The 12,517-nt window shown below is 67.0% G+C and carries 12 protein-coding genes; 4 read left to right on the forward strand and 8 right to left on the reverse strand.

Annotated features, from left to right (window positions below; all coding sequences use genetic code 11):
* The 3 genes from KVS69_RS00840 to KVS69_RS00850 form a co-directional block, all read left to right on the forward strand.
* Nucleotides 1-475, forward strand: a 475-nt coding sequence (locus KVS69_RS00840; protein WP_217535864.1) for a deaminase domain-containing protein, incomplete at its 5' end; no start/stop codon positions are given.
* A 73-nt stretch (nucleotides 476-548) separates the two neighbouring features.
* A complete protein-coding gene (locus KVS69_RS00845; protein WP_217535865.1) occupies nucleotides 549-1,217 on the forward strand; it encodes a hypothetical protein in 669 nt (222 codons plus the stop codon).
* A gap of 95 nt (nucleotides 1,218-1,312) precedes the next feature.
* Entirely contained in the window at nucleotides 1,313-2,179 is an 867-nt protein-coding gene (locus KVS69_RS00850) for an endonuclease/exonuclease/phosphatase family protein (RefSeq protein WP_217535867.1), read from the forward strand.
* A gap of 73 nt (nucleotides 2,180-2,252) precedes the next feature.
* Here the strand turns inward: KVS69_RS00850 and KVS69_RS00855 are convergent, their stop codons facing one another.
* The 7 genes from KVS69_RS00855 to KVS69_RS00885 form a co-directional block, all read right to left on the reverse strand.
* Complete coding sequence (locus KVS69_RS00855) at nucleotides 2,253-2,438, reverse strand: hypothetical protein (protein ID WP_306298147.1); 186 nt, start codon at nucleotides 2,436-2,438, stop codon at nucleotides 2,253-2,255.
* 229 nt (nucleotides 2,439-2,667) lie between these two features.
* Entirely contained in the window at nucleotides 2,668-4,098 is a 1,431-nt protein-coding gene (locus tag KVS69_RS00860) for an efflux transporter outer membrane subunit (protein WP_068851111.1), read from the reverse strand.
* Nucleotides 4,092-4,829 (reverse strand): SDR family oxidoreductase, encoded by a 738-nt coding sequence (locus KVS69_RS00865; RefSeq protein WP_068851108.1) that lies wholly within the window; start codon nucleotides 4,827-4,829, stop codon nucleotides 4,092-4,094. Before KVS69_RS00865 ends, KVS69_RS00860 begins: the two co-directional genes overlap by 7 nt.
* Nucleotides 4,830-4,854: 25 nt before the next feature.
* On the reverse strand, nucleotides 4,855-8,025 hold the full coding sequence (locus KVS69_RS00870; RefSeq protein ID WP_068851105.1) for a multidrug efflux RND transporter permease subunit: 3,171 nt from the start codon (nucleotides 8,023-8,025) through the stop codon (nucleotides 4,855-4,857).
* Nucleotides 8,026-8,153: 128 nt separating this feature from the next.
* Nucleotides 8,154-9,356 (reverse strand): efflux RND transporter periplasmic adaptor subunit, encoded by a 1,203-nt coding sequence (locus tag KVS69_RS00875; RefSeq protein ID WP_068851102.1) that lies wholly within the window; start codon nucleotides 9,354-9,356, stop codon nucleotides 8,154-8,156.
* Nucleotides 9,357-9,448: 92 nt separating this feature from the next.
* A complete protein-coding gene (locus tag KVS69_RS00880; RefSeq protein WP_184124008.1) occupies nucleotides 9,449-10,219 on the reverse strand; it encodes an SDR family NAD(P)-dependent oxidoreductase in 771 nt (256 codons plus the stop codon).
* Nucleotides 10,216-10,443 carry a hypothetical protein gene (locus tag KVS69_RS00885; RefSeq protein ID WP_068851096.1) on the reverse strand — a complete coding sequence of 76 codons (228 nt, stop codon included), beginning with the start codon at nucleotides 10,441-10,443 and terminating at the stop codon, nucleotides 10,216-10,218. Before KVS69_RS00885 ends, KVS69_RS00880 begins: the two co-directional genes overlap by 4 nt.
* Before the next feature lie 141 nt (nucleotides 10,444-10,584).
* Between KVS69_RS00885 and KVS69_RS00890 the strand changes: the two genes are divergently transcribed.
* Complete coding sequence (locus KVS69_RS00890; protein WP_068854629.1) at nucleotides 10,585-11,604, forward strand: LysR family transcriptional regulator; 1,020 nt, start codon at nucleotides 10,585-10,587, stop codon at nucleotides 11,602-11,604.
* 199 nt (nucleotides 11,605-11,803) lie between these two features.
* Here the strand turns inward: KVS69_RS00890 and KVS69_RS00895 are convergent, their stop codons facing one another.
* Nucleotides 11,804-12,499 (reverse strand): OmpA family protein, encoded by a 696-nt coding sequence (locus KVS69_RS00895; protein WP_184124011.1) that lies wholly within the window; start codon nucleotides 12,497-12,499, stop codon nucleotides 11,804-11,806.
* Nucleotides 12,500-12,517: the final 18 nt, after the last annotated feature.

Below are 12,517 nucleotides of genomic sequence, written 5' to 3' on the forward strand. Positions count from 1 at the left end.
GTACGCGCCCTCCGGTGGAAAGCGGGGGCGCAACGTCCAGTTGCGGCAAGACGCATCGCTCGGTGACGGCACCCGCTTCGTCGATGCCCGCAAGGCGATGCAGGGCGTAGCACCCTTGAAGACGATCACCAGCCTGCCGGTGGTGCGCAACCTCGACAATCTCGAAGGGCGCCCGTTCGGCCGCGAGGTGGATTCGGAGCGGCTGATCGCCAGCGCCATGCAGGGCCACCCGCGCGCGATCTCGTTCAGGCTGTGGACGCTGCAGGACACCTGCCGCTCATGCGGCGGGGTGGTGATGCAACAGCTCCGCAACCGGTTCCCGGACGCCGAACCCTTCTCGGTGCGTTACATGGTGGACTACGGAGCCCCCGCGCGCGTGCCCGAGCCACTGCCGCCCGCTGCGGAGCGGCTGGAGCCCGACGCGGGGCTGGTCACCTATTTCGACCAGTGGCGGCAGGACGCTGGCATGAGATAGCGCCTTGGGCCATGCTGGTACCGGCGGCGCCGCGTCCTGCGGCGTCGCGCCCTGCCCCGCGCCCGAGGCCTGCATGGATTTCCTCAAGCTGCTGCGTTCGCTCGAAGAGTTCCTGTACGAGCTCTGCACCTGGTTCCTGTTCTTCCCGCGCACGCTGTACCGGGTGGTGATGCATCCGCGGCGGATGGCGCAGTACGTGAACACCGAACTGACCCAGAAGCTGGAGCGCCAGTTCGACGATGCGATCAGCCCGCCGATGTTCCTGATGCTGGCGGTGCTGGTCGCGCACGGGGTGGAGCTGCTGATGCACCAGACCGTGGCCGGCACCAGCGAGCTGTCGCGCACGGTGATGGGCAACGAGGAAAGCCTGCTGCTGTACCGCTCCATCACCTTCGCGATCTGGCCGCTGATCGCCACCGTGCACCTGCTGCGCCGCAAGCGTGTGCCGATGACCCGCGAATCGCTGCGCCGCCCCTTCTTCATGCAGTGCTACCTGACCGCGCCGTTCGCGGTGGCGCTGTCCACCAGCATGGTGTTCGTGCGCCTGCCTGGCGAGCTCTCCACCACGCTCGGGATCGCCACCGGCCTGATCTCGGCCGGCTGGTACCTGGTGGTCCAGGCCGGCTGGCTGAAGGTCGCCCTGCAGCGCTCCTGGCTGAACTCGGTACTGTCGGCGCTGTGGGTGTTCGCGCTGGGGACGGCGATCAACATGACGGTCGGGATCGTGCTGCTGGGCAGCTGAGCCGCTGCCCGCCGCTGCCGCCAACGTCCGCATAGTCGGGCCCGGTCATTCCATGGCACCCTCTGCAAACGATTTCACGGAATGGAGGGATTCCCATGCTGTCTGCTTTTCGTCGTCCAGCCCTGCTGGCCCTGATCGCGCTGGCGTTGCCGCTCGGCTCCGCCCTGGCCAAGGCGCCCGAGCCGCTGCGGGTGATGTCATTCAATGTCCGCACCCCGGTGGACACCGAGCCGAACAAGCGCTGGGAGGACCGTCGCGATGCGATGGTGGCGCTGCTGCGCGAGCAGCACCCGGTGGTGTTCGGTACCCAGGAGCTCAAGACCAACCAGGCTGACTACCTGGTGCAGCACCTGCCCGGCTACCGGTGGTTCGGCGAGCCGCGTGGGCCCGGCGACAATGAGGAGCACATGGGCGTGTTCTACGACAGCGCCGCATTGAAGGTGGTCGAATCGGGCAACTTCTGGCTGTCCGATACACCGGAGGTGGCCGGCAGCATCACCTGGGGCAACCTGATGCCGCGCATGGTGACCTGGGCGCTGTTCGAACGTGCCGCCGACAGCAAGCGCTTCTACCTGTACAACACCCACCTGCCCTACCGCGATGAAGACGAGCCGCGCCGCGTACTGGGCGCCAAGCTGATTACCCAGCGCCTGGCCGCGCTGCCGAAGGACATTCCGGTGGTGGTCACCGGCGATTTCAACAGCGAACCGGGCAGCACCACGTATGCGGCGTTCACCACTGGGCTGGCCGATGCCCGCAAGCTGGCACGCAAGGTCGAAGGCCCGCGCCTGACCTTCCAGAACTTCAGCGATACGCCCACCGCCGAGATCGACTGGATCCTGGTCCGCGGCTTTGGTGTGAACCGATTCGTCACGCTGGACCAGAAACCGGGCGGCGTGGTGCCGTCGGACCACTACCCGGTCCTGGCAGAACTGGTGTTCCCGGCCGCGTCCACGCCTTGACCGGTAACGCGTGACGCTCAACGGAGCACAGGCGGTTCCCGGAAACCCAACGGCAGTCGATCGGGATGCGAAGCTACCCCCGGCGCAGGCCCTCGAGTGCTTTGCACAGGGCCTGGTGCTGTTCGCGGGCCTGGCAGATCCGGGCGCTGATGGCCAGGAATACGCCGACGCCCACTACGCCGATGCCGAGCAGGCTGTCGGGCAAGCGCGCGAAGCCAAGGCTCACGGTGAGGGCGGCGACAACCAGCAACACAATCACGCCTGGGGACAGTCCAGAGGACGCCGATGCCTGTTCTTCCTTTCCCGCACGTGGCGGCTTCCAGCAATTCCGTTGCATTACACATATCCCCGGGCAGGGACTGTTTTTAGCACCGGGTCGGTTCTACCCGGCAGAGGCAAAGCCGTCAGCGCGGGGTTCTCCGGTACGCCTTTGCGGCGAACCATTACAAAGTGTGCAGGGGGCGACTCTTGCCGCCCCCTGCCGTCCATCACCGCATCGTGCCGGCCACCGCCGGCGGGGTTGCATCCTGCTGCTGGCCCCAACCGCCCAGCGCCTTGTACACGCCGACCACGCTGACGTTCACCGTCGACTCGGCCGCCGCCAACGCGTCATCCGCCGCCAGCTGGGTGCGCTGTGCATCCAGCAGGGTCAGGAAATCTTCCGACCCTTCACGGTAGCGGATCTGCGCCAGCTGTTCGGCACGCCGCGCGGCCTGCGCCTGCTCGGCGACGATGGCCAGGCGGGCCTGCTGCTTGGCATAACGGGTCAACGCGTTCTCGGTATCTTCCAGCGCCAGCAGCACCGCCTTCTCATACTCGGCCGCCGCGCCGTCAGCCTGGGCCTTGCTGGCCCGCAGGCGCGCCTTCACGGTACCGAAATCGAACGCGGCCCAGCTGATCGACGGGGTCACCGACCATGCCTTGTTGTTGCCGTTGACCAGCCCGCTGGCATCGCCGGACAGGAAGCCGACAAACCCGCTCAGGCTGATCCGCGGGAACAGATCGGCGGTGGCCACGCCAACCCGCGCCGTGGCGGCGGCCAGGCGACGCTCGGCCACGCGCACGTCGGCACGCTGGCGCAGCAGGTCGGTGGTATCGCCGAGCGGCAACGCCTTGGCATACGGCGCGGCATCACGCGGTTCCAGCAACGTGTCCAACGCGTCCGGGCGCTGCCCCAGCAGCACCGCCAGGCGATGCCGCGACTGCACTTCGGCCACTTCCAGCAGCGGAATGTCGGCCTCGATCGCCTTCAACCGCGCCCGGCTGCTCTGCACGTCCAGTTCGCTGCCCGCCCCCAGGTCCCACCGGGTTTCGGTGAGCTTCTGGGTATCGCGCAGGTTCACCAGCGTGCGCTTGGCGACTTCGATGCGCTTCTGGGTGCCGCGCAGTTCGAAGTAGTTGCGCGCCACTTCGGCAGCCACCGTGACCTGCGCGTCGGCCAGGTTGTCCTGCTCGGCGCCCAGGTCCGCACGCGCCGCTTCAGCGGCACGGCGCTGGCGACCGAACAGATCCAGCTCCCAGCCGGCGTCAAAGCCAAGCTGGTAGGTCTCGCTGAAGACACGCTCGCCACCGGCGGTCAGGTCCGGCTGCTTGCGGCGGTCGTAGCTGCCGCCGCTGGTCACGTGTGGCAGCTGGTCCAGGCGCTGCTCGACGAACACCGCACGGGCTTCGCGCACACGCGCCATCGCGATGCGCAGGTCCAGGTTGTCGCCCAGGGCGTCGTGCACCAGTTGTTCCAGCACCGGGTCATCGAACTGCGCCCACCAGCTGGCCACCGGCGAGGTGGTGCTGAACACCGGCGCGGCGGCGCCCTGCAGGACCACCGGCTGCGCCGGTGGTGCCTGGTAGTTGGGGCCGACGCTGACGCAGCCGGCCAGCAACGCGCTGGCAACGGCGGCGGTCAACACACGGATCACCATGGCAGCACCTCGCCCAGGTAGGTGAAGCTGCCGTTGGGGCCATCGGCACCGATCAGCGCCATGCCCACGCTGGAGCGCGCGCCATCGGCGATTTCGATTTCGCCTTCGCCCCGGTTCATGTCGGTTTTCACGTAGCCCGGGTGCACGGTGTTGACCTTGGTGGTGCCCTCGCGCAGCTCATAGGCCAGCTGCACGGTCCAGGCGTTCACCGCGCTCTTGGACGCGTTGTAGGCCGGCACCGCGAAACCGTAGATCGGCGAACCCGGCTGGCTGTGCAGGGTCAGCGAGCCCAGGATGCTGGACACGTTGACGATACGCCCGGCCGGCGATGCCTTGATCAGCGGCAGGAACGCCTGGGTGACCGCAATCACCGCGAACACGTTGGTGTCGAAGGTCTGGCGCCAGGTGTCCAGGGTCTGCGCCGACGGCGCCAGCGCGGGGTCGTCGAGCAGGATGCCGGCGTTGTTGACCAGGATGTCCAGCCGGCCATGGCGGTCGGTGACCTCCTGTACGGCGGCGGCGATGCTGGCGGCATCACCGACGTCCAGCTGGATCGCCTCCACCGGCAGGCCTTCGGCCTGCAGCTTCAGCGCTTCGGCCACGGCGGTGTCGCGCTTGCGCCCGGCCAGCAGCGTGTGCACGCCGGCCTGGGCCAGCTGGCGGACGGTTTCCAGGCCGATGCCACGGGTGGCACCGGTGACCAGGGCGATCTTGGAAGTAGCGGTATTCATGGGTGATTCCTCGTAGGGGTCGGGATCAGTGATGCAGGGTGGATTCGCCATGGGTGACCAGCTTGCCGCCGCCATTGCGGCTGACGAACTTGCGCAGCGCCACGTAGAACACCGGGGTCAGGAACAGGCCGAACAGGGTCACACCGAGCATGCCGGCGAACACGGTGATACCGGTCACCGAGCGCACCTCCGCACCGGCGCCGTGCGACACCACCAGCGGGATGGTGCCGGCGATGAACGCGATGGAGGTCATCACGATCGGACGCAGACGCAGGCGGCACGCTTCCAGCGCGGCTTCCACAATCCCCTTGCCGCCCATTTCCAGCTCGCGGGCGAATTCGACGATCAGGATCGCGTTCTTGCACGCCAGGCCCATCAGCACCACCAGGCCCACCTGCACGAACACGTTGTTGTCACCGCCGGTCAACCATACGCCGAACAGGGCCGACAGCAGCGTCATCGGCACGATCAGGATCACCGCCAGCGGCAGCGACCAGCTCTCGTACAGGGCGGCCAGCACCAGGAACGCCAGCAGGATCGCCACCGGGAACACGATGAAGGCGGCCTTGCCCTGGGTGGCCTGCTGGTAGCTCAGGTCGGTCCATTCGGTGGTCATGCCCACCGGCAGCACCTTGGCGGCGATCTCGGTCAGGTTGTTCATCGCTTCGGCCGACGACAGCAGGCGCGGGTCGGCTTCGCCGGCCAGGTCTGCGGCCGGGTAGCCGTTGAAGCGCAGCACCGGGTCGGGGCCGTAGGTTTCCTTGACGGTCACCATCGAACCGATCGGCACCATCTCGCCACGGTCGTTGCGGGTACGCAGCTTGCCGATGTCTTCCACGCTGTTGCGGAACTGGCCGTCGGCCTGGGCGATCACCTGCCAGGTACGACCGAACTCGTTGAAGTCGTTGACGTAGGACGAACCCAGGTAGGTCTGCAGGGTGTCGAACAGCTCGGTGAGCTGCACGCCCTGCGCCTTGGCCTTGACCCGGTCCACTTCGGCATCCAGCTGCGGCACGTTGGCCTGGTAGCTGGTGATCGGGAAGGCCATGCCCGGGGTCTGCGCCACCGCACCCTGCATCTGGCTCACCGCCGTCTGCAACGCACCGTAGCCCAGGTTGCCGCGGTCTTCGATGAACATCTGGTAGCCGTTGCCGTTGCCCAGGCCCAGGATCGGCGGCGGCATCATCGCGAAGGCGAAGCCTTCCTGCAGCCCGGCGATCTTCTGGTTGATCTCGGCGTTGATCTCGGCAGCGGTGCGACCATGGCGCTCGTTGAACGGCTTGAGCGGAATGAACGCCACGCCGGTGTTGGGCGTGTTGGTGAACTGCAGCGCGTTCAGGCCCGGGAACGAAATGGTGTGCGCCACGCCCTCGGTTTCCTGGGCGATCCTGGCCACCTTGCGCAGCATTTCATCGGTACGGGCAATGGACGACCCTTCCGGCAGCTTCACACCGGCGATCAGGTACAGCTTGTCCTGGGTCGGGATGAAGCCCGGCGGCACCACCTTGAAGATGAAACCGGTGGCGACCAGCAGCACCGCATACACCAGGAACACCGCACCACGACGACCCAGGATCTTCGACACGCCGCGCTCGTACTTCTCCGAGCTGGACTTGAAGAAGCGGTTGAACGGACGGAACACCCAGCCGAACAGGCGGTCGATGATGCGGGTGGGGCCATCCTTGGGCGCGTCATGCGGCTTGAGCAGGCGCGCGGCCAGGGCCGGCGACAGGGTCAGCGAGTTGATCGCCGAGATCACCGTGGAGATGGCGATGGTGACGGCGAACTGCTTGTAGAACTGGCCGGTCACACCGGACAGGAACGCCATCGGCACGAACACCGCACACAGCACCAGCGCGATCGCGACGATCGGCCCGGACACTTCCTTCATGGCCTGGTGCGCCGCGGCAAGCGGGGTCAGGCCTTCTTCGATGTTGCGTTCGACGTTTTCCACCACCACGATCGCGTCATCGACCACGATGCCGATCGCCAGTACCAGCCCGAACAGGCTCAGCGTGTTGATCGAGAAGCCCAGCACGTACAGCGCAGCAAACGTACCCACGATGGACACCGGCACGGCGATCAACGGAATGATCGAGGCGCGCCAGGTCTGCAGGAACAGGATCACCACCAGCACCACCAGCGCGATGGCTTCCAGCAGCGTGGAGACCACCGCCTTGATCGAGTCGCGCACGAAGATGGTGGTGTCGTACACCGCTTCGTACTTGACGTCGTCCGGGAAGGTCTTCTGCATCTCGTCCATCGTGCCGATCACTGCATCGCGGATCTCCAGCGCGTTGGCACCCGGGGCCTGGAAGATACCGATGCCCACCGCGTTCTTGCCATCCAGCTGCGAGCGCAGGGTGTAATCGCCGGCACCCAGTTCCACCCGGGCCACGTCGGACAGCCGCACCACTTCACCATCGGTACCGGCCTTGAGCACGATGTCACCGAACTCCTGCTCGCTGCGCAGGCGGCCCTGGGCATTGATCAGGGTCAGGAACTGGCTGTTGGGCATCGGCTCGGCACCGAGCTGGCCGGCCGAGACCTGCACGTTCTGCTCGCGCATGGCGCGCACCACGTCGCTGGCGGTCAGGCCGCGCGCGGCCACCTTGTCCGGGTCCAGCCAGGCACGCATGGCGTAGTCGCCGCCACCGAAGATCTGCGCGTCGCCCACGCCCTGGATGCGCGCCAGCGCGTCCTTGACGTGCAGGCGGGCGTAGTTGCGCAGGTACAGGGTGTCGTACTTGCCCTTCGGCGAGGTCAGGTGCACCACCATCAGGAAGGTGGGCGACTGCTTCTGGGTGGTCACACCCTGCCGCCGCACATCTTCCGGCAGGCGTGCCTGGGCCTGGGCCACGCGGTTCTGCACCTTCACCGCCGCATCGTCCGGGTCGGTGCCCGGGCGGAAGGTGACGGTCATCTGCAGCACGCCGTCCGAACCGGCCACCGACTTGAGGTACATCATGCCCTCAACGCCGTTGATCGCCTCTTCCAGCGGGGTGGCCACGGTTTCGGCGATCACCTTCGGGTTCGCACCCGGGTACACGGTGCGCACCACCACCGAGGGCGGCACCACTTCGGGGTACTCGCCAATCGGCAGCATCGGTATGGAGATCAGGCCGGCGGCGAAGATCACGATCGACAGCACCGCCGCGAAAATCGGCCTGTCGATGAAGAAACGGGAAAAGTCCATTAGGGGATTCCTGGGTTTTCACCAACGCCGGCGTGCAGCACCCCTGCCGCTGTCGAAGACGACAGCGGGAGCGGTGCCCCACGGGGCGTTGAAAGACACGGTAGAGCCGACCGTTGGTCGGCTGCTCTTCAATTCAATGCAACAGGCGCAGCCGCCGCAGCCGGCTGCATCGCAACCGCCTTGGCCTGCACCGGCATCCCCGGCATGAACACCTTCTGCACGCCATCGATGATCACCCGGTCGCCGGCCGCCAGCCCCTGCTGCACGATGCGCAGGCCTTCGGCGGTGCGGCCCAGCTGGATGTCGCGGCGCTGCGCCTTGCCTTCCTTGTCGACCACGTACACGTACTTGCGGTCCTGGTCTGTGAGCACGGCCTTGTCGTCGATCAGCATGGCCTGGAACTCGCCGCTGCCGAGCAGCTGCACGCGGGCGAACAGCCCCGGGGTGAAGGCGCGGTCGGCGTTGTCCAGCAACGCACGCACGCGGATGGTGCCGGTGCTGCGGGTGACCTGGTTGTCCAGGAAGTCGACCTTGCCCGCATGCGGGAAGCCCTCTTCACCGGACAGGCCCACCTTCACCGGCAGCTCGCTGTCGCGCTCGCTCGGGCGCTCGCCCTTGCGTGCCATCTGCGCGTACCGCAGGAAGGTGCCCTCGTCGGCGTCGAAGTACACGAACACGGTGTCCAGCGAGACCAGCGTGGTCAGCACGCTCGCGCTGTCGCCCGCAGTGACCAGGTTGCCGGCGGTGACCATCGCGCGGCCCGCGCGGCCGTTGATGGGGGCACGCACCTTGGTGAATTCCAGGTTCAGTGCCGCCGCATCCAACGCGGCCTGCGCGGCCTGCACGTTGGCACCGGCCTGGTCGGCGGCGGCGCGGCGCTGCTCCCAGGATTCGGTGGAGATGGCCTGCTGTTCGGACAGCTTCTTGGCGCGCTCGGACTCGCTGCGGGCCAGGGTGGACTGGGTGCGGGCGCGGGTGAGTTCGGCGCGGGCGCGGTCGTACTCGGCCTGGTAGCTGCGCGCGTCGATGGTGAAGAGCACATCGCCCTTCTTCACTTCGTCACCTTCGACGTAGTTGACCTTGTCGATGTAGCCGGACACGCGCGGGCGCAGTTCGACGCTCTGCACCGCCTCGACGCGGCCGCTGAAGTCGTCCCACTGGCTGACCGGCTTGACCAGCACCGGCGCGGCGCTGACCTGCGGCGGCGGCGGGCCGGCGGTTTCGGCCTGGCTGCCGCTGCACGCGGTCAGCACCGCGGCGGCCAGGATCGACACGCCGGCCATGGCCAGCCGTCGGGAGAAGCGATGCGGAGTGGAATTGGAGGAAGTCATGGAATGCATCCGTACGTAGGGGTGGTCAAAGAAAAACAAAATCACGTAGTACTGCCGGGGGCGGTAGCCTGGGACCTGAACCTAGGTAAAGGTCAAGCGACACCGGCGATGTCGCGCCAGGCGGGAGGTCGGTCCAGTTGCAGCAGTCCACGCGGAAGTTCCGCATCGCGGGTGTCGCAGCGCACGATGGCGCGGTTGTCGACGCAGTTGTCGAGCAGGGAAACCACGCGGCGGCCGACCAGCAGCGCGCTCGGCCATTCGATGCACGCGTTGGCGGCGTTGCTCGGCGTGCACACCGGGTTGCACACTTCCAGCATCTGCGCGCGCACGCCCAGGGCCTGCGCTTCCTGGTGCAGCACCTGCGCGTACATGCGCGTGGCGGCGCCGGTGATGGAGCTTTCGCCATAGCCGGCCCACGGCTTGAAGCCGGCCGGGCTGCCGACCAGCACATAGCGGCGCGGGTGGCCTTCACTCTGCAGCAGCGGCAGCAGGCGGCGGCCGGCGTGCACGTGCGGCATCACGTCGGCCTGCAGCGCCTGCAGCAGCGCATCGCCGCTGCGGTCGATGACCCGGCCGCGGTTATAGGGGCCGCCCATTGCATCGATGACTGCAGCAAGCGTGCGCGGCCGCTGCGCGATGCGTTCGGCCAGCGCCAGCGCCGAGCCATCGTCGGCGAGCGAGCCCAACAGCGTTTCCAGCCCCGGCTCGTCGGCAAACTGCTCGCGCAGCGCTGCAAGCCGGCCCGGGTCGCGGCCAACCACCAGGACCGGGCTGCCGGCCTCCAGCAGCGCAGCCACGATTCCCTGCCCGACGCTGCCGGTGCCGCCAAGCACCAGCACTTCGGGGGCCAGTGTCCCGTTCATGGGACTTTAACTCCCGTCGCCGGGATAATCCCAATTCGGCCCAGTCGGCCGCCGCTGCGGGCACCCAGGCGCAGGCTGCCGCCGCGCTGCAGGTTGGCGGGCGGGGTGAACTCACGGAAAGCCTTGCCGGAGAAGGCCGAGGGGCGCTTTTCAACGGTCAGGGCCAGGTCCAGCGAGGGCGTGCGGCCGCCGATGACGCGGCCTAGAATGTTCTGCAACCACATGGTTGGCGTCCTCCAATTCGGGAATGGCGCCAGATTAGTCCTCGAACTCCCCCTTGATTAGTCCGAATTAAGGGGAATAATCGTCCCGTACCCGGCACAATCTTTCGGGCACCCTACCCATCCCCCGATATGGACTCCGTCATGGCCCACGATCTCAACGACACGCTGATCTTCGTCAAGGTGGTCGAGCAAGGCAGTTTCATCGCCGCTGCCAACGCGCTCGGCCTGCCCAAGACCACCGTCAGCCGCAAAGTGCAGGAACTGGAAACGCGCCTGGGCGCACGCCTGCTGCACCGGACCACGCGCCGGCTGGGCCTGACCGAGGCCGGCTCGGTGTACCACGAACATTGCCAGCGCATCGCGCGCGAGCTGGAAGAAGCCGAAGGCGCGGTCAACCAGCTGCAGTCCGGCCCACGCGGCTGGCTGCGCTTTACCGTGCCCTATTCGATCGGCATCACCTGGATCGCACCGCTGCTGGGGCAGTTCCACGCCCAGTACCCGGAGATCCAGCTGGACATGCACTTGGGCAACGAAAAGCTCGACCTCATCGCCGGCGAAGCGGACCTCGCGCTGCGCGTGGGCGCCCTGCCCGATTCGAACCTGGTGGCGCGCAAGCTGGGCAGCCTGCGCACGCAGGTGTTCGCCAGCCCCGCCTACATCGAACGCTACGGCGAGCCGCTGCACCCGGACGAACTGCAGTTCCACCGCATCCTGGCGATGCGCAAGGCCCGCAACCTCAACAACAACCGGTTCTTCTGGCAGCTGGGCGAGAACGGCGGCGACCTGCGCGATTTCCCGGTCAATCCGCTGCTGGTGGCCAACGATCCGTCGGCGCTGAACGGCGCACTGGTCTGCGGCGAAGGCCTCCTGCTCACCGGCGATGTGATGGCCAAGCCGTTCATCGAATCGGGCATGGTGCGCCGTGTGCTGGCGGGCTGGACCGGCCCGGAAGTGGACTTCAACGCGGTGTTCGCCGGCGGCCGGCTGGTGTCGCCGAAGGTGCGCGCGTTCGTCGATTTCCTGGTCGAAAAGCTCAACTTCGACGCGAACTACATGCTGGCCCAGTGCCCGGCGGCGAAGCTGGCCAAGCAGCAGCAGAAGGAAGCCGAAGCGGAGCTGCAGGAGACCGGGAAGCGGATCCTGGAGACGGTGACCGCCTGATCGTCGCGGTGGTGCGGCAGGCGGAGCCGGCAGGTAGAGCCGACTGTTAGTCGGCTACGCGCGAAGCGCGTCTTCCTGCATGCCGACGGTGCAGCCGACTAACAGTCGGCTCTACAGAAAATGCCGCCCGTTGGGGCGGCATTTTTGCGTTGCATCGGCGTGGCCGATGCAACGCAGCAATAAAAGGCGCTTGCGCCTTTTATTGCTGCAACGGAATCACGCGGATTTCCACGCGGCGGTTCTTCGCGCGACCGGCGTCGGTGCTGTTATCGGCGATCGGGTACGCCTTGCCGGCACCCAACGTCTCGATACGCACGCTCTGCACGCCCTGGGCGGTCAGGTACTGCGCCACCGAATCGGCGCGTTCCTTGGACAGCTTGTTGTTGACCGCGTCACTGCCAATGCTGTCCGTGTGGCCAACCACTTCGATCATGGTCTGGTTGTATTCGTTCAGCGTGCTCGCCACGCCGTTGAGCGCACCGTAGAACTGCGGCTTCAGCTGCGACTTGCCGAAGTCGAAGGTCACGCCATCGGGCAGGTTGAGCACGATGTTGTCGCCCTGGCGCTGCACGTCGATGCCGGTGTTGGCGGTGCGCTCGCGCAGCTCACGTTCCTGCTTGTTCTGATACGCACCCACGCCGGCGCCGGCAAGCGCGCCAATACCCGCACCCACCATCGCGTGCTGGCGACGTTCGGTCGCGCTGTCACCGGTCAGCAGGCCGGCGGCCACGCCGATGGCGGTACCGATCAGCGCGTTGCGGCCGGTGCGGCTCTGCTGCTCGACCGGGTTGCCGTACTGGTCGCTCTGCACGTACGAACCACCGGTGGCGCAGGCCGACAGGGCGGCAGCGGTCATCAGGGCCAGGGCCACGTTGCGGGGTGCGGATCGGATCATGTGTTTTCTCCTGAAGTG

The organism is Stenotrophomonas sp. GbtcB23, assembly GCF_019091045.1.
In the GTDB taxonomy this organism is placed as follows: domain Bacteria; phylum Pseudomonadota; class Gammaproteobacteria; order Xanthomonadales; family Xanthomonadaceae; genus Stenotrophomonas; species Stenotrophomonas rhizophila_A.

Bases quoted from the DNA above. Each gene is read 5' to 3' on its own strand.
- KVS69_RS00845 (WP_217535865.1), top strand. From the start codon at position 549: ATGGATTTCCTCAAGCTGCTGCGTTCGCTCGAAGAGTTCCTGTACGAG.
- KVS69_RS00860 (WP_068851111.1), bottom strand. From the start codon at position 4,098: ATGGTGATCCGTGTGTTGACCGCCGCCGTTGCCAGCGCGTTGCTGGCC.
- KVS69_RS00890 (WP_068854629.1), top strand. From the start codon at position 10,585: ATGGCCCACGATCTCAACGACACGCTGATCTTCGTCAAGGTGGTCGAG.
- KVS69_RS00880 (WP_184124008.1), bottom strand. From the start codon at position 10,219: ATGAACGGGACACTGGCCCCCGAAGTGCTGGTGCTTGGCGGCACCGGC.
- KVS69_RS00885 (WP_068851096.1), bottom strand. From the start codon at position 10,443: ATGTGGTTGCAGAACATTCTAGGCCGCGTCATCGGCGGCCGCACGCCC.
- KVS69_RS00850 (WP_217535867.1), top strand. From the start codon at position 1,313: ATGCTGTCTGCTTTTCGTCGTCCAGCCCTGCTGGCCCTGATCGCGCTG.
- KVS69_RS00895 (WP_184124011.1), bottom strand. From the start codon at position 12,499: ATGATCCGATCCGCACCCCGCAACGTGGCCCTGGCCCTGATGACCGCT.
- KVS69_RS00870 (WP_068851105.1), bottom strand. From the start codon at position 8,025: ATGGACTTTTCCCGTTTCTTCATCGACAGGCCGATTTTCGCGGCGGTG.
- KVS69_RS00865 (WP_068851108.1), bottom strand. From the start codon at position 4,829: ATGAATACCGCTACTTCCAAGATCGCCCTGGTCACCGGTGCCACCCGT.
- KVS69_RS00875 (WP_068851102.1), bottom strand. From the start codon at position 9,356: ATGACTTCCTCCAATTCCACTCCGCATCGCTTCTCCCGACGGCTGGCC.